Source organism: Sphingobacterium sp. MYb382 (genome assembly GCF_037572665.1).
Lineage (GTDB): Bacteria > Bacteroidota > Bacteroidia > Sphingobacteriales > Sphingobacteriaceae > Sphingobacterium.
In genome coordinates this window covers 1-18926 of sequence record NZ_JBBGZT010000029.1, presented here as the reverse complement: position 1 = coordinate 18926, position 18926 = coordinate 1, and the positions used below count along the sequence as shown (strand labels likewise).

At 41.4% G+C, this 18926-nt stretch carries 15 protein-coding genes and 1 tRNA gene; 13 read left to right on the top strand and 3 right to left on the bottom strand.

Features of this window, described 5'->3' with window-relative positions; translation table 11 throughout:
• Positions 1-900, top strand: coding sequence for a PorP/SprF family type IX secretion system membrane protein (locus tag WH223_RS17905; protein ID WP_340049223.1), 900 nt, complete (start codon positions 1-3; stop codon positions 898-900).
• 114 nt (positions 901-1014) lie between these two features.
• On the opposite strand, the gene WH223_RS17900 is transcribed toward WH223_RS17905, so the two are convergent.
• The gene (locus WH223_RS17900) at positions 1015-1482 is read right to left on the bottom strand and encodes a hypothetical protein (RefSeq protein WP_340049222.1); all 468 of its coding nucleotides are present in this window, start codon (positions 1480-1482) and stop codon (positions 1015-1017) included.
• Between the two features lie 185 nt (positions 1483-1667).
• Here WH223_RS17900 and WH223_RS17895 point away from each other — a divergent pair, with 185 nt between their 5' ends.
• The 11 genes from WH223_RS17895 to WH223_RS17845 all read left to right on the top strand — a co-directional run bounded on the left by WH223_RS17895 (position 1668) and on the right by WH223_RS17845 (position 12826).
• Positions 1668-2564, top strand: a complete 897-nt coding sequence (locus tag WH223_RS17895; protein ID WP_340049221.1) for a helix-turn-helix domain-containing protein — start codon at positions 1668-1670, stop codon at positions 2562-2564.
• A 142-nt stretch (positions 2565-2706) separates the two neighbouring features.
• Complete coding sequence (locus tag WH223_RS17890; RefSeq protein ID WP_340049219.1) at positions 2707-3852, top strand: efflux RND transporter periplasmic adaptor subunit; 1146 nt, start codon at positions 2707-2709, stop codon at positions 3850-3852.
• A 12-nt stretch (positions 3853-3864) separates the two neighbouring features.
• A complete protein-coding gene (locus WH223_RS17885) occupies positions 3865-7014 on the top strand; it encodes an efflux RND transporter permease subunit (RefSeq protein ID WP_340049218.1) in 3150 nt (1049 codons plus the stop codon).
• Between the two features lie 63 nt (positions 7015-7077).
• Entirely contained in the window at positions 7078-8508 is a 1431-nt protein-coding gene (locus tag WH223_RS17880; protein ID WP_340049217.1) for an efflux transporter outer membrane subunit, read from the top strand.
• A gap of 75 nt (positions 8509-8583) precedes the next feature.
• On the top strand, positions 8584-8850 hold the full coding sequence (locus WH223_RS17875) for a hypothetical protein (protein ID WP_340049216.1): 267 nt from the start codon (positions 8584-8586) through the stop codon (positions 8848-8850).
• Positions 8851-9312: 462 nt separating this feature from the next.
• Complete coding sequence (locus WH223_RS17870; protein WP_340049214.1) at positions 9313-9594, top strand: GNAT family N-acetyltransferase; 282 nt, start codon at positions 9313-9315, stop codon at positions 9592-9594.
• A 153-nt stretch (positions 9595-9747) separates the two neighbouring features.
• Complete coding sequence (gene kdsB, locus WH223_RS17865; protein ID WP_340049213.1) at positions 9748-10491, top strand: 3-deoxy-manno-octulosonate cytidylyltransferase; 744 nt, start codon at positions 9748-9750, stop codon at positions 10489-10491.
• Between the two features lie 66 nt (positions 10492-10557).
• Positions 10558-11217: an HAD family hydrolase gene (locus WH223_RS17860; RefSeq protein WP_340049212.1), complete on the top strand. Its 660-nt coding sequence runs from the start codon at positions 10558-10560 to the stop codon at positions 11215-11217.
• 3 nt (positions 11218-11220) lie between these two features.
• Positions 11221-11988, top strand: a complete 768-nt coding sequence (locus tag WH223_RS17855) for a sulfite exporter TauE/SafE family protein (RefSeq protein ID WP_340049211.1) — start codon at positions 11221-11223, stop codon at positions 11986-11988.
• A 137-nt stretch (positions 11989-12125) separates the two neighbouring features.
• Complete coding sequence (locus WH223_RS17850) at positions 12126-12650, top strand: YceI family protein (protein ID WP_340049210.1); 525 nt, start codon at positions 12126-12128, stop codon at positions 12648-12650.
• Between the two features lie 91 nt (positions 12651-12741).
• Positions 12742-12826, top strand: a tRNA-Ser gene (locus tag WH223_RS17845).
• 1804 nt (positions 12827-14630) lie between these two features.
• Here WH223_RS17845 and WH223_RS17840 read toward each other — a convergent pair.
• Positions 14631-15734 carry an FAD-dependent monooxygenase gene (locus WH223_RS17840; RefSeq protein ID WP_340049209.1) on the bottom strand — a complete coding sequence of 368 codons (1104 nt, stop codon included), beginning with the start codon at positions 15732-15734 and terminating at the stop codon, positions 14631-14633.
• An 81-nt stretch (positions 15735-15815) separates the two neighbouring features.
• Positions 15816-16688, bottom strand: a complete 873-nt coding sequence (locus WH223_RS17835) for a helix-turn-helix domain-containing protein (RefSeq protein WP_340049207.1) — start codon at positions 16686-16688, stop codon at positions 15816-15818.
• A 1000-nt stretch (positions 16689-17688) separates the two neighbouring features.
• On the opposite strand from WH223_RS17835, the gene WH223_RS17830 reads away from it, so the two are divergent.
• A partial coding sequence (locus tag WH223_RS17830; RefSeq protein WP_340049206.1) for a hypothetical protein occupies positions 17689-18926 on the top strand: 1238 nt, incomplete at its 3' end.

Genomic DNA, 18926 nt, shown 5'->3' with positions numbered 1-18926 from the left:
ATGAAAAATACAATGTTGAAATATCAGATACATATTATAGGCCTAGCAATGTTGCTCCTACCTTTTTTAGGTAGGGCGCAACATGGCGTTAGTTATAACCAATTTGGGCAGCTAAAGAATACGTTTAATAATTCGTTAAGCACGATGGATGAGCACGGTAGCTTCTCTGTTTTAGGACGTCGACAATGGGTGGGAGTTGATGGGGCTCCTAAATCTGTTTGGGCATCTGGAAACGTGAAGCTTCGTCCCATCGATATGTCGGTAGGGGTAGATTTTAAGCAGTCTAGCCTCGGTGTGGTTAAAGAGAGTGAGGCCACTGCTTTTATTGCTAAAGCGGTACGCATCTCGGAAGATGAATATTTAAGTTTATCTATGGGGGGCGGATTAATCTACTTTCAAGGGAATTATAACCAACTGGATGGTGGTGATCCTTCGTTTCGTGATAACATTCGCGAAACCAATGGTATTTTAAGCATCAGTACTTCCTTTTACCGTAAGGACCGTTTTTATGCCGGAATTTCTATTCCACGTTTATCGCTTATTCGCGATAAAAATAGAGAGTATGAATTCCGTAATATCTACTATGCAACGGCAGGTTTCTTGTTCCAATTGGATGATGCTTTTCATGTGCGTCCTTCTGTTTTATTTACGAAAAAGGATGACCGTGATATGCAGTTTGACCTAAGTGCTTTAGTCTTTATGGGTAAGAAAATCGGCCTCGGTATGGGCTTGCAGAGTCAAGGGGATTTATCTGCATTGATGCAGCTTAATTTCGGTGATTTTGGCTTAGGCTATAGCTACCAATTTAGCCCGAAGAGTACAACGGTAAATCAGCGTATCTCCAACAATACCCACGAGGTAGGGTTACGCTACCGCATAGGTGGTATCGGCATGCTGTAAGCGAAGCGATACTTTAAAAAATAGGCTACTTTCCCAAAGGGAGGTAGCCTATTTTTTTAGGTATGAACGTGCAGCAAGACTAGCTGATATCCGCTGGGTTGCTTTTGATTATTACTATAAAAACCAGCGTAGCGCAGGACGATTAACCAATGGCGAAAAGAACCAAGGGATAGACGTAAAGATGATGAACAAGGCAATGCTATACCAAATTAAGATGGTTTTGAATTTATCGCGGTCGTTGTTTTTAGCTTTTAATTTAATTGTGGCTACGCTGATGAGGATGACGCCGATAACCATCATTAAGCTATGCTCCATGCCGAAGAAACGGATTTCCCGCAGGTGGACTCCCTCTTTAAAGTTTTGCAGAAAATAGTTAACAATGGGACTTAGGCTGTATAGCGAAAGTCCGATAAGCAGTTGGATATGGGCGATAGATATACAGCTTAAACCTAAGAAGCGGTCGCTCTGCCTGTATAATTTATTTGTTTTTAAACCATAGTAGCTGCGTGTAATTCCGGCGATAAGGGTGGCCAGAAGCAACCAACGAATGATGGAATGAAGGATTAGAAGTGTCGCAAACATGTTTTTCTTTAAGCAGATAAAGATAGGAAGAATAAAGAGAATGGATTCCCTAAGGTGATGAACATCATTTTTCATATTTTGGCATCCCATGATGCTAGAAAAGTAAAACTTACGCAATATCTTTTTTGATAGTCCCATTATGTGAAATGAAGGACTTATCTTAGTTTCTTAATTTTTTTCCTTTTATGAATGATAGTATAGTGTCGCTGATAACACTGGAAGAGTTTACGTCAAACTCATCTTTTCCTTTGCGATCTAAAGAGTTTTATGCGGCCGATGTGACGATTGAAAATATCCGGATTCAACCGAATAAGCTGTATCGTTCGGATTGCTTTGGCGTGATGATTCTGGAGGAGGGAAGCATGTTTTACAGTATTGGGGACCATGAGTATCAAATTACCAAAGGTGATATTCTTTTTTGTGTGCCTAAGGAAGCTTTTCGTTTTCTGTACTTATCGCCCGACGTAAAAGGAAAGCAGATTTCATTTTCTATTGATATGCTTCATGACGCTGGTTTCAACTACCGCACGAATGATATTATTAAAAGTTTCTCCAATAATATCTCTTATATCATAAGACATGAAGAGAGCCTTTTTAGGCGTTTGTCGTTCCATATCAGCGAGCTGACAGCTTTAAACGACGCAGCATTAGAAAACTACTATGCTGATGAGATGATTTGGCACCATTTCTCTTTGTTGATGTATGAGATTGATGTGTTCCACCGAGCGGTGCCCGAACAGTTGACGAACAGCTCCCGTGAGGAAGAGTTGACGACTGCCTTTTTCACGCTTGTGCGTGATCATTACGTAGAGCACCATGATGTTCAGTTTTATGCAGATTGTTTGCACGTGAGTCGTAAATATTTGAGCCGAATTGTCAAGAAAACAATGGCCAAATCGCCGAAAGATATTATCAATCAAGTGCTGCTTATTGAAGCCAAGATTCTATTGCGTAATTCCAAGAGCAATGTGAACCAAGTGGCGGAAAGCTTAAAGTTCTCTGACCCTGCTGTGTTTAGCAAGTTTTTCAAAAAGCATAGCGGTGTGAAACCGAGCGAATATAAGATGGCAGACCTCTTCTAGGTGGTCTGTCACACTTTTGTCGAAAAGAGCTGAATTGCACTTCTGTGGTGTCTTTTGGACAAGTTTTGGCGACTTAGCATTTGCTTCCTACCTCCAAAAAATAATGATTTTTGCTGCCAGATAAAATTAAAGCAAATTCATTATGAAGCGAAATTTCGTTTTTACGACATCCTTATTCATTCTTTCTTCCTTACTACTATTTGCTAGTTGCGGACAAGGCAACGCAGGCGAGGGGCATCAGCAGGGACCAGCTGAAGTACCGATGGCAACGGTCGCTACAGGAAATGCGACTATCCAAAGCGAGTATGCGACAGCCATAGAAGGGCTTTCTAATATTGAAATCCGTCCACAAGTATCCGGCTATTTGACCAAAATTATGGTCGATGAGGGCGATTATGTGCGCGCGGGACAAGTACTTTTTAAAATCGAAGACCGTGTTTACGAAGAGCAATTAAACCAGGCTAAAGCTGCTGTAGCAACAGCAGAAGCGAACTTGGTGACGGCAAAAATAAACTTAGACCGTAAGCAAGAGTTAGCGACGAGCAAAATTGTGTCTGATTTGCAGGTGCGCGAAGCACAGGCAGCCTATGACGCTACAAAATCGGCCGTAGCGCAAGCGAAGTCTACCGTAGCTTCGGCACGTATCAATGTGGAGTTTGCGACTATCAAAGCACCTGTAAGTGGCTATATCGGTCGTTTTAACTACCGTTTGGGAAGCTTAATTGCGCCAAGCAATGCTTTGCCGATGACAGTGGTGTCTGATAATCACCAGGTATATGCTTATTTCAGCTTAAGTGAAAATGATTTTGTGGCTTTCCAACGCGAACATACAGGTAATAATATTGCGGAGAAACTGAAGAATAGTGCACCTGTTTCCTTGTTGCTATCCGATGGAGAAACGTATGCCGTTCAAGGTCGTATTGATGCGGTAGAAGGTCAGTTCAACAAAAGTACAGGCTCGATTACTTTACGTGCTCGTTTTGACAACCCTAAAGGAGAATTGCGCAGTGGAAACACGGGCAAAATCAAAATCGAAAGACATATGGAAAATGTATTGCTTTTTCCTATAGCCTCGACGGTGATGATTCAGGATAAAGTTTTTGTATACCTCGTTGATGCAGCAGGCAAAGTGGCGCAAGTACCGGTAACGGTAAGCGGTAAGTCTGGCAATGACTACATGGTGAGCGAAGGTCTTAAAGAAGGTGATAAGTATATCGCTACCGGCTTTGAAAGATTACAAAACGGAATGCCTGTTGTGGAGCAAAAACAAGTTGAAAACAAAAAATAAAAAAACCTTTACATGTTAAAGCAAATTATAAAACGCCCCGTATTAGCAACGGTTATTTCCGTGCTATTGGTGATCCTCGGGGTGGTGGGGATGCTGAGTCTCCCGATTACAAAATTTCCAGATATCGCACCGCCAACGGTGATGGTGACGGCCATCTATCCGGGTGCCAATGCGGAAACTATTGCCCGTTCGGTAGCTCCTCCTTTAGAGAATGCAATCAATGGTGTAGAGAATATGGATTATATTACTTCTACAGCGAGTAACGATGGTACGTTGAACATCACGGTGATCTTTAAGTTGGGTACCGATCCCGATCAGGCGGCTATTAACGTGCAGAATAGGGTATCGCAGGTGACCAACCAGATGCCTGCAGAGGTTATCCAGAGTGGTATCACCACCTTGAAGCGTCAAAATAGTATGATCGCTTTATTGACGCTTACGAGTACGGACGGCTCTATGGATGACCTTTTCTTAGAAAACTATGCGAAGATTAACGTCGTTCCAGAGATTAAGCGTATCAAAGGCGTTGGTGATGCGATGGTGTATGGTAATAAAGATTATTCCATGCGTATCTGGTTGGATCCAGCGAAGCTGGCATCTTACGGATTAACGCCTAATGATATTGCACGTGCTATACAGTCGCAAAACTTAGAGGCTGCTCCAGGTCGTTTTGGTGAGCGTAGCACGGAAGCTAAGGAATACATGATGCGCTATAAAGGTAAATTTACCGAGCCCGCTCAATACGAAGAGTTGGTGGTACGCGCGCAGAATGACGGTTCCGTATTACGTTTGCGTGATGTGGCTCGTGTAGAATTTGATGCATACAACTATGGTGTAATATCCAGCTATAATAAAAAAGGTGCCGTATCGATGGCGATCTTCCAGATGGCAGGTTCCAATGCTAATGAGGTACAAATCGCGATTGAAGCGCGCATGAAAGAGCTGGGGAAATATTTCCCAGGGAAGATGGAATATAAAATTCCGTACGCGACGAAGGAGTCTTTAGATCAGTCGATCAAACAAGTAATGACCACGTTGGCAGAAGCCTTTATCTTGGTATTCTTGGTGGTATTCTTGTTCTTACAGGATTTCCGCTCGACTTTAATTCCGGCGATAGCCGTGCCTGTATCTATTGTAGGTACGTTCTTCTTTATCAAGTTGTTCGGCTTTTCGATTAATATATTAACGCTTTTCGCGTTGGTATTGGCCATCGGTATTGTGGTGGATGATGCGATTGTCGTCGTCGAGGCCGTCCATGCTAAGATGGAGAAAAAGCGATTGAATGCACGCGCTGCCACGATGTCGGCGATGAGCGAGATCTCGGGAGCGATTGTATCTATCACCTTGGTCATGTCGGCGGTATTCATTCCGGTAGCCTTCATGGATGGCTCTACAGGTCTTTTCTACCAGCAGTTTGCGTTGACCTTGGCCATTGCGATTATCATATCGGCGGTAAATGCCTTGACGCTAAGCCCAGCTTTGTGTGCGCTTTTGTTGAAACAGCATGATCATGCACCAGGTGAGGAGCATAAGAAATTGAGCTTCAAGCAGCGTTTCTTCGCGGGCTTCAATGCGGCATTCGACAAGCTAACGATGCGTTATGGTCGTGCCGTGTTGCTATTGCTGAAGCGCAAATGGTTAGCTTTCTCTATCCTGGCTATTTTCGCCGGTTTGTTTGGCTGGTATACCATGACGACTCCGAAAGGATTCATTCCTGATGAAGATCAAAACTTTATTATCGTTACGGTAAACTTAGCACCAGGTGCATCGAAAGATCGTACAGCGAAGGTGATGAGTGATGCAGAAGATTTTCTGCTGAAAACACCGGCTGTAAATGAAGTAATCGGCGTAGATGGTTTTAACCTTTTTAGTGGATCTTCATCTTCAGCAGCGGGTGTATTTTTTATTAAACTTAAAGACCCAAAACACCGTGGTGAGGTTAAAGATATTAATACCGTTATTGGCCAAGTGCAGCAAGGATTGAGTGTCGATAAGCGTGCTAATTTCTTCGTGTTGAACACACCTACGGTGGATGGTTTCGGTAATACCAGTGGTATGGAGCTGGTCTTGCAAGATCGTAACAACGGTGATTTGCAGCAGCTAGGTAATGTATCTTACGGTATGATGGGTGCGTTAATGCAGCGTCCAGAAATAGCTTTCGCATTTACGACGTTTGACGCTACATTTCCACAATATGAGGTCGCTGTTGACGAGGTGAAGGCTGCCCAGTTAGGGGTTACGGTGAGTGATATTTTGGGCGTGATGCAAGGGTACTATGGTAGTATTCAGGCTTCCGACTTCAACCGTTTTGGTAAATATTACCGTGTGTTGGTGCAGGCTACGCCGGAGACGCGTACAGATTCCAAGTCATTGGAGAGCATCTTCGTGAAAAATGCAAAACAAGAGATGGTACCAGTGAGCACAATGGTGACGTTGAAGTCTATCACAGGGCCAGAGGTCGTAGAGCGTTTCAACTTGTTTAATGCGTCCAACTTGACGGTAATGGCAGCTCCAGGCTTCAGTACAGGTCAAGCGATGGCGGCGGTGCAGGAGGTTAGTAAAGATGCTTTACCGCAAGGATATAGCTACGATTATAAAGGGATGAGCCGTGAGGAAAGTCAGGCGAGTTCGCAAACGACGGTCATCTTTATCTTGTGTATTGTCTTTGTATACTTCTTGTTATCTGCTCAATATGAAAGCTATTTAGTGCCTTTTGCGGTTCTATTATCTATCCCTGCTGGTTTGTCGGGTGTATTTATGGGTATCGGTATCGGTGGTATTGCTAATAATATCTACGTACAGATTGCGATGGTCATGTTGATTGGGCTTTTGGCGAAGAACGGTATTTTGATTGTGGAGTTCGCTTTGCAACGCCGTTTGGCCGGAAAGAGCCTTATCGCCTCGGCGGTAGAGGGTGCTAAAGCACGCTTGAGACCTATCTTGATGACTTCTTTTGCCTTTATCTTGGGTATCACTCCTTTGGTATCGGTAGTCGGTCCATCAGCTTTAGGAAACCATTCTATTGGTTATGCGGCAATTTTCGGGATGCTTGTTGGTACTGCGTTAGGTATCTTCTTGACGCCGGTATTGTTTGTGGTATTCCAGTATTTCCAAGAGCGCATAAGCGGTAAGAAAATCGAAGAAAGCGTTTGGGAATCTTAATGTAAAACAGGGTAGCTGCCTGCTCTAGGGTAGGCGGTAGCCTTTGAAAAATAATGTAGACACATGAAATTGAGTAAAAATATAGGATACGTAAGCAGTATGTCGCTCTTGGCCACCGTGCTGTGGAGTTCGTGTAGCGTACAGCAGCGGGAGCGCCCTGCCTTGGTGCTTCAAGATACCTTTCGACAGGATAATAAGGTTTTGGAGCTGGATAGTAGCATTGCGAAAATTGGCTATGGAGACTTCTTCAAAGATCCCGTTCTAGTAGGTTTAATCGACAAAGCGATGGCACAGAATAATGATCTGCAGGTAGCTTTGAAACAAATAGATATTGCCGAACAAGGGTATAAGCAAGCGAAATGGCTTTATGCACCCGTGGTGCAGGCTAATGTGGGTAATGTTTCCGTCAATCGTCCTTCTAATAACAGTATGAACGGGATGATGGCTAGCCAATTTATGGGACAGCGCTATACGATGGATTATACTTCGGCGGTAAATATATCGTGGGAGTTGGACGTATGGGGAAAGATCAAAGGGCAGAAGCAAGAGGCATTGATTGATATCTTGAAAACTCAAGAAGCCAGCCGTGCCGTGAAAACACGCTTGGTGACCGAAGTGGTACAAGGCTATTACAATTTGTTGATGCTCGATACGCAGCTGGGGGTGACGAAGGAGAACTTGCTCTTTGCGGATAGCACTTTAGCGATTATCGATAAGCAGCAGCAGTTGGGTATTGTCAATTCTTTGGCGGTCGAGCAACAAGCTTTGGTGGTTGATCAGATTAAGAAAAGCATCCCTGCTTTGGAGAGTGCTATTCAGATTCAGGAAAATGCATTGAGCCTTTTGACAGGGTCGATGCCTGATCGTATTGCGCGTAAAGGTAGCCTACATGAGGTGTTTGTGCCGCAGAACTTAGCAACAGGTGTACCTACCGAGTTGTTGAGCTATAGACCTGATATCAGAAGCCGTGAGCTCGATGTACGTCGTAGCGCTGCTTCCATCCATGTCGCGAAAGTAAGCATGTATCCAGGTTTAAATATCACCGCACAAGGGGGGTTGAATGCTTTAAAAGCACATAACTGGTTTAATGTACCAGGTTCCTTGTTTGGTTTAGCAACAGGAACTATTGCACAGCCCATTTTTAATGGTCGTCAGTTGAGAACACGCTATGAGCAGGCTAAGATTGCGGCCGATCAAGCGGAGCTTAACTTTAAGCAAAGTTTATTGGGCGCAGTAGGGGAGGTTTCCGATGCATTAATACGCATCGAAAAATTGCAAGAGCAGGAGCAAGTGGCGGCATCGATCTTAGGTCGTTCGAGCCAGTTGGTCAATCATGCATTAAAGCTGTATACCTACAATGATGCTACGTATCTAGAAGTTATCAGTGCACAAACCAATAAGCTTCAAGCGGAGCTTGATGTAGCAACGATAAAAGCGCAAAAACTACAGGCTATTGCGGTCTTGTATAGATCTCTGGGCGGCGGCGCCCTATAACATATTGCTGAGGCTTTCTATGCGTTTGTGATAAGCCTCAGCATGTTTTAACTATATTTTTTAGACTATTACCCTATGCACATTAACCGTACTTTCGTTCTTGTACACCCTGATGCTCTTGGCACCATGACAGCCATCAATGATGACGCCATCGCCAGCTATGATCGTTTTATTTTGGTTGATGATGATGTTGATACATTGAATGATCTGGCTATGCGCCTAGAAAGTCAAGAGAAAGACGTCGTTATCCTAGATAAATGCGAAGATATTCTTCCTTTATTATCGACTTTCGACCAGGCCGAAAGACAACGTGTAGTGCTGGAAGTCTATCCACATCATTAAGTAGCACTATGCTCCCGAGGGAGCGTAAGCTGAAAAGGTCTGCCTAATTTAAATTTGGGTAGACCTTTTTTGTTTACAAAAAGCTAATAATTACTTCATCATGAGCTTATATGCAAATAGCTATCTTGTCTTAAAGTAGTAGGTTTCAAGGTTTGTTTAGTTTGTGATACTATGCTAAGTTGTTACATAGTAATGCTTTACTTTATTTTTTTATTACTATATTTAACCTTACACAAATAATAATGAGGCTCTCTAGGACGCTTTTCCGTTCACAGGGCTGTTATTTGTCCAAGCTGACTGCTACTTTAAAAGTCAATCGCTACCTAATTTATAACCATACAGAAAATAGAAAGAATAATTTTTCGTTCTAAGTAGGTAGATGCTTTTAAGGCTATTCGGTTTTAGTAAATTCTCGCTTTGCGAGATCCTAAAAGATTCAAAAACCCTTTAAAAAGAAACATTATGGAAATTACACACATCAATGAAAAAAGTAAATGGTTGGCGTTAAATGATGAGATTCAGGTAGGCGAACTACATTACCTTTTAGAAGGTCAGGAGTTAGTAATTACAGCGATGGAAATAGAGCCCTATTATCGTAGTAATAGTGTGGTGGGCGATTTGTTATTGGCGGCAGTAGATATGGCGAAGGTGTTGCAATTGAAAATTAAATTGCAATCGGAGTTTGCGCTTTCTGTATTTGAGCGTTTCCCCGAATATAAAGATCTTTTGATTGCTTCAAAGTAAGAAGATATTGATTAAAAATAGGTAGATGAGCGATGTCGCTACTTGTATTTTTCTATTTTTGTAGAAGAGCTGATTTTATGTCCTTTTGTTGTCCGTTTGTGGATGCATACGAGATGCAGGTAGTCGCTCTTTTAAAGCAATAAAATAGAAAGCATGAAAATTATAGGTGTTATTCCTGCGCGTTATGCGTCGTCCCGGTTTCCGGGCAAGCCTCTGGTTGATATCGCTGGTAAGTCCATGATTCAACGTGTCTATGAACAAGTGAAGGCTTGTGCTGCGCTGTCTGAGGTAATCGTTGCTACGGATGATTTACGTATAAAAGAACATGTAGCATCCTTTGGCGGTAAAGTGGCTATGACCTCCGCGGCGCATCCCTCGGGAACAGACCGTTGTGCCGAAGTGATGCAGGATTTTCCGGACTACGATGTCGTAATTAATATTCAGGGCGATGAGCCTTTCATCAATCCCGAGCAGATCAGTTTGCTATGTTCTTTATTTGAAGAGGCCGATACGGATATCGGTACCTTGGTGAAGCGTATTCACAATTATGAGGAGCTGTTTAATGAAAATTCGCCGAAGGTGGTTTTTACCACGAATAAGCAGGCTTTGTACTTCTCTAGGCAGACGATTCCATTTCAACGTGGCGTAGCCAAAGAACAGTGGCTGGATAAGCAAGCCTATTACAAGCATATCGGTATCTATGGCTACCGTCGTGCCATTTTAAAGGGTATTACCCAATTGGAGGCTTCTCCCTTTGAGCAGGCTGAATCTTTAGAACAGCTACGCTGGATAGAGAACGGCTACCGGGTGAAAGTCGCTGAAACAACCTTAGAGACTGTGGCAGTTGATACCCCCGAAGATCTAGCGCAAATTATGAAGACTTATTTTTCAATCTAAAAATATAACTTATTTTACAAAGCCCAGGCATCGTCTGGGCTTTGTAGTTTTTGTACCTTTGCCGGTATGAGTAAATATGCCGTTATTTTCGATATGGATGGGGTGATTTGTCACACGAATCCTTTTCATGCTTTGGCTTTTCAAGCTTTTTTCGATAAGTACAATATTCCTTACACCGAAAAGGAATTTGAAGATCATATGTATGGTAAGCATAATAGCCATATTATGACGTACTTCTTTAAACGTCCTATTCATGGTGCCGAACTGGTAGCGCTAGAGGAAGAAAAAGAAGGGTTGTTCCGTAAGATTTATGCCGATCACGTAGAGACGATTCCTCACTATATTCCTTTCTTAAATGGGTTAAAAGAGGCTGGTTTTGCGACAGCTATTGCTACTTCCGCACCGCGTGCGAATATGGATCTGATTGTTGATGTATTGGGTATTCGAACCATGATGCAATCTATTTTAGCAAGTGAGGATGTTAAGCTCCACAAACCACATCCTGAAGTATACCTACAATCGTCGAATACTATTGGCGTGCCGCCAGAAAATTGTCTTGTTTTTGAAGACTCTTTCTCCGGGATAACGGCTGGTTTGAACGCAGGAATGAAGGTAGTGGGCGTATTGAGCACCCATGCTAAAGCTGATTTGCCGCCTTGCTCTTTTTATATCAACGACTATTCGGAAATTAATGCAGCTAAAGTTATGGAGCTGCTAAAAGGGTAAGTGATGTTATCGGAAAGTTTAGCTTTAATAGGCTCGCCACAAGGCTGGGCCTTGTACTTCTGTTGTGCCATGCTCATCGGTATGTCCAAAACGGGAATTCAAAATGTAGGGACACTCACCGTTCCGCTGTTTGTGCTACTTTTTGGTGCTAAGCAGTCTACAGGGATTGTGCTTATCCTCCTATGCTTCGCCGACCTTATTGCTGTCATCTACTACCGTAAGGCTTTTCTATGGTCGGAAGTAAAGAAACTACTGCCCATGTCTTTAATCGGGTTATTCACGGGCTTGTTTCTCGGACAGTTTATTGATGATAAATTGTTTAAAATCTTGATGGGCGCTTGTATTATTGTCGGTATTATCGTGATGCTAGGTTTAGAGCGTAGCTCCAAGGAGCGTCAAGACCGTTTAGTGAAGCATAAAGCTTATGCACCTTTCTTTGGCTTTATACTAGGCTTCTCCACCATGATTGGCAATGCTGCGGGGCCTGCGCTATCCGTTTATATGCTTTCTAAGCGATTGGATAAGTACACCTTCGCTGCAACGTCTGCCTGGTTTATTATGCTTTTAAATCTCACGAAGGTACCTTTGCAGGCTTTTGTATGGCACAATCTGAGTTGGGCAGGTTTTTATCTCAATGTGATGGCTATACCTTTCATCCTGTTGGGTGGAATCATCGGAATTCGACTCGTCAAAATATTACCAGAAAAGCTGTTTCGTTATCTTATAATGGGGCTAGTCTTAACGTCTGCTATGCTGCTTATACTTTTGTAAAAGCAGCATTTTTTTTGTTCTTACGGACTGTCGATTTGAGGATATGTTAAAGCTTGTTAAGTCGCTTATGAATATCATTTTTGTGAGAACATTTTTGCTGTTTCATCGTTTATTTAGAAACATAAAATTTAATTACGATGGCTACATGGAGTTTAGACAAAGCGCATAGCGAACTAGAGTTTCGCATCAAGCACATGATGATTTCAACGGTAAAAGGACTGTTCGATGATTTCGATGTTCATGTTCAAGGGGATCCTGCTGATCTTGCTAGTTTACATGTCGAGGTGAGCATTGCTGTAAATTCTATCAATACGAAGAATGAGCAGCGTGATCAGCATTTACGTAGTGAGGATTTCTTTAATGTAGGCGCCTTTCCTAAAATTACGTTCACTTCAACGCAGCTTACAGCGAAAGGAGGCGACGATTATACCCTAGAAGGAGAGCTTAGTATTAAAGGACAAACAAAGGCCGTTAAGCTTAATCTAGAGAATGGTGGTGTAGCTGTTGACCCTTGGGGGAATAAAAAAGCTGGATTTACCGTGAAAGGTGAAATAAAAAGAGAGGATTTCGGCTTGACTTGGAACACCGTACTCGAAACAGGAGGTGTAATGGTGAGTAGCGATGTGAAATTTGAAGCTAATATTCAATTTATATTGACTTAAAAATCAGTTTAATAGATCATGAGTGCGGTTTTTCTTTCGGTAAAAGTGAAATAAAATTTTGAGAGAAGGATAAAATTTGTACTTTTGTCGCGGAGAGCTGGCAGAGTGGTCGAATGCGGCAGTCTTGAAAACTGTTAACTGTCACAGGTTCGGGGGTTCGAATCCCTCGCTCTCCGCAGAAAAATCCCTCATCGAAAGATGAGGGATTTTTTGCGTTAGCGAGGGTTCGAACCTTGCGTGGGCCGGGGTTCGATCCGCAGGAGGCTCAGGGCTGTGTGTGGGGATTGTGGGGCTGAGCCAATCCCGAGCGTATGTTAGGTCTGAGCAAATGATATTCATTGTAAATGAATGATATTCATAGGTCTGCTCTCCGCAGAAGAGACCTTCCCAAAGAAGGGTTTTTGCGTTAGCGAGGGTTCGAACCTTGCGTGGGCCGGGGTTCGATCCGCAGGAGGCTCAGGGTTGTGTGTGGGGATTGTGGGGCTGAGCCAATCCCGAGCGTATGTTAGGATTGTGCAAATGATATTCATTGTAAATGAATGATATTTATAGGTCTGCTCTCCGCAGAAAAGACCTTCCCAAAGAAGGGTTTTTGCGTTAGCGAGGGTTCGAACCTTGCGTGGGCCGGGGTTCGGTCCGCAGGAGGCTCAGGGCTGTGTGGGGGGATTGTGGGGCTGAGCCAATCCCGAGCGTATGTTAGGATTGTGCAATCCTACAAATCGATTATGTCATCCTGAGCCTGTCGAAGGGTTACGCATAATCTCTTAATAGCTAAGACTAAATTTTCTCACCGCTTCCTACGGTCGCTCGAGATGACGGTATTTGAGGGTAGTTTTTTTCTCAGCGTTACAAACGCTTTTCTAGGGCATCCTCGTTACAAACGAGGACGATGTTTGTTGTGGTAAAAGAGCACAATATGATGCGAAGGGTGACGTATAATCTCTTAATAGCTAAGGACTAAACTTTCTTAACGCTTCCTGCGATCGTTCGAGATGACGGTATTTTAGGGAGGTGTTTTTCTCAGCGTTATAAACGCTTTTCTAGGGCATCCTCGTTACAAACGAGGACGATGTTTTGTTGTGGTAAAAGAGCACAATATGATGCGAAGGGTGACGTATAATCTCTTAATAGCTAAGGACTAAACTTTCTTAACGCTTCCTGCGATCGTTCGAGATGACGGTATTTTAGGGAGGTGTTTTTCTCAGCGTTATAAACGCTTTTCTAGGGCATCCTCGTTACAAACGAGGACGATGTTTTGTTGTGGTAAAAGAGCACAATATGATGCGAAGGGTGACGTATAATCTCTTAATAGCTAAGGACTAAACTTTCTTAACGCTTCCTGCGATCGTTCGAGATGACGGTATTTTAGGGAGGTGTTTTTCTCAGCGTTATAAACGCTTTTCTAGGGCATCCTCGTTACAAACGAGGACGATGTTTTGTTGTGGTAAAAAAGTACAACACGATGCTTCGACGGGCTCAGCATGACAAAGTGGGTAGGTCTGTGCAATCCTACAAACGAGGACGATGTTTGTTGTGGTAAAAGAGCACAACATGATGCTTCGAGAGGCTCAGCATGACAATTTGGGTAGGTCTGAGCAATCCTACAAACCGATTATGTCACCCTGAGCCTGTCGAAGGGTTACGCATAATCTCTTAATAACTAAGGACTAAACTTTCTTAACGCTTCCTTCGCTCGCTCGAGATGACGGTATTTTAGGGTAGTGTTTTTCTCAGCGTTACAAACGCTTTTCTAAGGCATCCTCGTTACAAACGAGGACGATGTTTGTTGCGGTAAAAGGGCACAACACGATGCTTCGACGGGCTCAGCATGACAAAGTGGGTAGGTCTGTGCAATGCTAGAAATCGGAGGATGTCATCCTGAGTTTGTTGAAGGGAGTGCCTAAAGCCTCATCGTTACAAACGCTTTTCTAAGGCATCCTCGTTACAAACGAGGACGATGTTTTGTTGATGTGAAATTTACTAAAAATCAAATCCATTTTTATTTCTCTGGCGTATCTCTTCTTCCGTTCGTGGTAGTAGTTTTTCTAACATCTCTACAGCGCCCGCTTGCACCTCTTCTACAAAAGGACGTAGGTCAGTTTCGTACGTTTCAAAAGCAAGTTTAAAGTTTCCATTGTGTTGTTCAAAAGCATCAGCTAAAGCTGTTGCTCCAACTATGGCTAGCGCCCCCCCCATGCCTGCTGCGGGGGATGCACAATAGCCAGCATCACCCACTAAGGCTACGCGACCTTTCGTCCAGGTAGGCATCTTTATTTGGCAGAACTTGTCAAAGTAAAAAGATGTAGAATTGAGGAGTTCTTTTTGGAGTTCATTGGCCCTCCATCCCAAACCGTCAAAATATTTTGAAATTATCTCCTTTTGTTGCTCTGTATCACGGAAATCATATCGTATTTCCTCTTCCGGACGGAAGGTGAAGACAATGTCGGTTTTACCGTTGTAAGCGTATAGTGCTAGGCCTTTATTCGGTTCGGTATACATTTGATAAGTACCTTCTTCAACTAACAGCTTATTTGCTATGGCTATCGAGAAATATTGACCTAAGAAATGGCAATAGTTACTTTCTTCTCCAAACCATATCTTCCGAACAGTGGAATGTATGCCATCACAGCCAAATAGAAAGGTAAATTGGTCGCTAGATCCATTTTTGAAGGTAATATCTACGGAGTCTTCTTTTTCATCTATAGCAACAATGCTATTGTTGAATAGGAAGTCAACGTTGTCTTTTATCAATTCAAAAAGCATGTTGAGGAGGATGTCTCTTTCTATTTCAAACTCATGTTCGGGCAATTTATCCAATAGCATAGTATGCTCCGTTACATCGTCCGTATTTTTAAACTCCCATTTTTCAGGGCCAATTCTATTTGCTTTTATAGATTCGAAAATACCCATACGCTTTACGATATCTACTGTCTGATCTTTAATATCTACGGGGGTACCTCCTTTTTTTATACCGCTACCAATCTCTATGATAGTTACCTTGTAGCCCATTTTATGCATCCAATAGGCTGTCGTTAATCCCGCGAAGCTAGCTCCTGATATTAGCACTTTTTTATTTTGCTCCATATATTTTTCTTTTAAACACTAGAGCACAAAGTTCTAGTGTGGGCTATGGATTGTAAATAACCAATCGGGGTAAATAGTGGACTATCCGTGTCTTTTGCTTCGAAATGATAGAGCCGACATTCCTGTAGCTTTTGAAAAGAGTCTAGAGAAGTAGGAATAATCTTCATAGCCTAATAGTACGGCTATCTCTTTAACCGATTTATCGGTGTGATGTAGGAGGCGTTTCGCTTCTAGTATAATACGATCTTGAATATGTTGGGATACAGGTAGGCCCGTTGTTTTTTTTACACTTTGATTTAAATAATGGGTGGATATGTTGAGGCGAGTTGCATAATCGGCAGGTCGCTTAACGGAAGCATAGTTTTCTTCTAAATTGTTTTTGAATGATTTTGTTATGAATTCATCCCTAGATTGTTTGTTTGAACATTTTGCTTGACTTAAGAAAAGTGATATAATTAGGGCTACTAATGTGTTACAGCTATCCTTTAGAATCAAGTGATGCATACGATTACTTTTCTGCTTGGAAAAATGTAAGCAGAGTGAAAAGGTGGTAGAGAGATCAATATGTATTTCTGTCGTTAAGGGCAATGGCTCGGTAGGGGCTATTTCTTCTAAAAGTTTTATATACTCAGGATTTAGATTCTCATTCTTGATAGATAGCGAACACACTGTTGTGTTTGTGAAATTTAAGATACGGTGTACCTGATTGGGGTGCATATATACAATGGTGGGGGCGGTTATCGTATATTTTTTAAAATCAATCTCGATAAGCACGGTTCCTTCTTCAACGATATGGAAGGTATGGCCTTCATCACGATGAGATTGTGTGGCCTCATGAAAGTGTTCGTCTTTATTTTCGTTAAAACTATTGATGTAGATTTTGTCAATAGAAATACCTTGGCTGAAATCATCGGCCATTGAGTTCGTCGGTATATTCTTATTGTGTTTGGACATGTTTACGCTATGGTTTATTGAACTCCAATTAAATACTGAATTGGAACCGGAGCTACATCACCGACTCATATTCTAAAATCGAAAAATCAAATTTACTATATTTTTAAGGCGAAAGTTACCGTGCTGCTGAAACTAAATAAAAATGCTACAGCGTATAAAGTGTCTGTCTGTGATTTGGATAGGAGCATAGACTCATAACATAGAAGTTGTGCTATTGTAATAACCGGAATTTCACCGTTAGTCTTGTATAATAATAAACTATTCTCACTCAATAAGAATTTAATTTTGGGTAAAAAGATATTCCATTGAATAGTTCAATAAAAAAATAGTTTTTTTTTATTTTTTTTCTGTTACTCCTAAAAATTGAAGGCTGTTCGTTCAATTTTATCCCTTTAAGAATAGTTGACCGTATTTATTTGAAAATCAATAGCTTTTTTGTCTTATAACATTTTATTGATAATTGATTGCATTATTTATTCCGAAACAGGATGTTGTTTAAACATGTTGTTAACTATTACGATAATCGGCTGAACAAAATGGATATTCTACTGTTTTTTAATAATGTGTATAGTGATATATTTTGTAACTAACTCATTTCTTGCCTTGTAAATAATGAATGGACTAAGCCTTTTTAGAAGCTTAATCTTAATAACCAGTAATTGAAAAACAGTCTTAAATATTTGATAAAAGAGTGATTATAGTCCTTTTTTATATTTATCATTTTGTTTTTTAGCTAGTTGTGTTTTTGTTCAGTGTTCGTTTTTGGTCTTTTTTTAATAGTATCATGGCTTAATTTGGCCTTCGTTAATAGATAGTCTGATTACCTTTGTGTGAAATTATTTTACTAATAGATAATAAATAGTTTTACTCTTGACTCTCTCTTTTACTGAGATTGCTTGAAGTTCGAGGTCGAGGGTAAGTTTACAAAAGATTATTGTTAGTTAAAAGTGCAACCAGTGTTTAATAAATGAAATATAAAGTGAAAATAAATTTTTAACATATGAATAAGCAGTTTTATGTATTTGCTTTCATCTTGTTTCTTTCGGTAGGGGCAGTTCGCGCTCAGCAGAAGGTTTTCGATGGCACGCTTCCGAATGGGACAAGCATGCCAAATAAAGATGCCCTCTTTGAGCTTGAAAGTAAATTTAAAGGATTACTCTTTTCGAGGGTAGAGTTAGTTGATACAAGTCTTCCTGCACCATTGCAGAGTCATGTAGCGGGTATGATGGTATATAATACCACGTCCAGCGCAGCCATTAAACCAGGTATTTTTTATAATGATGGTACTAAATGGATTGCTGCGGGTGGAGCGAATGCTTCAGGTAATATTCATTATGACCCAACAACTTATATTATTAGTTATATCGATGACGCGGGGAACCCCGTTGTAATTGATCTGCCAGCAATTATTCTTGCTAATCAGACGATTACTACATTCATTAATAATAACGACGGTACATATACGTATACATCGGAAAATGGAACAACGACGAAAATCGACGTTCCAGCGGATGTGGTAAACAATTTCCAAGAGATCGTTAATAAGAAAGAAATTCAAGAAATCTTGAACCAGTTTATTAATGAAAATGCGGGTAACGTAACGTATAATGGTAGTTCGTTTACCTACATCGACGGTAGTGGTAATGTTCAGAACCTGAATATCGAAGAGATTGTCAAAGGATTTGAAACGGTTACTACGTTAACAAACAATGGTGACGGTACATATACGTATACATCGGAAAATGGAACAACGACTAAGATCGATGTTCCAGCGGATGTGGTAAACAATTTCCAAGAGATCGTTAATAAGACAGAAGTTCAAGAGATCTTGAATACGTTTATTAATGAGAATGCAGGTAACGTAACGTATAATGGTTCTGAGTTCACTTACATTGATGGAAGTGGTAATATTCAGAATTTGAATATTGAAGAGATTGTCAAAGGATTTGAGACAATTACTACATTAGTTAATGATGGTTCAGGTGTTTACACCTATACTAACGAAGCAGGTGCTGAGGTTAAGATCGATGTTCCAGCGGATGTGGTAAACAATTTCCAAGAGATCTTTAATAAGACAGAAGTTCAAGAGATCTTGAATACGTTTATTAATGAAAATGCATGTAACGTAACGTATAATGGTTCTGAGTTCACTTACATTGATGGAAGTGGTAATATTCAGAATTTGAATATTGAAGAGATTGTCAAAGGATTTGAGACAATTACTACATTAGTTAATGA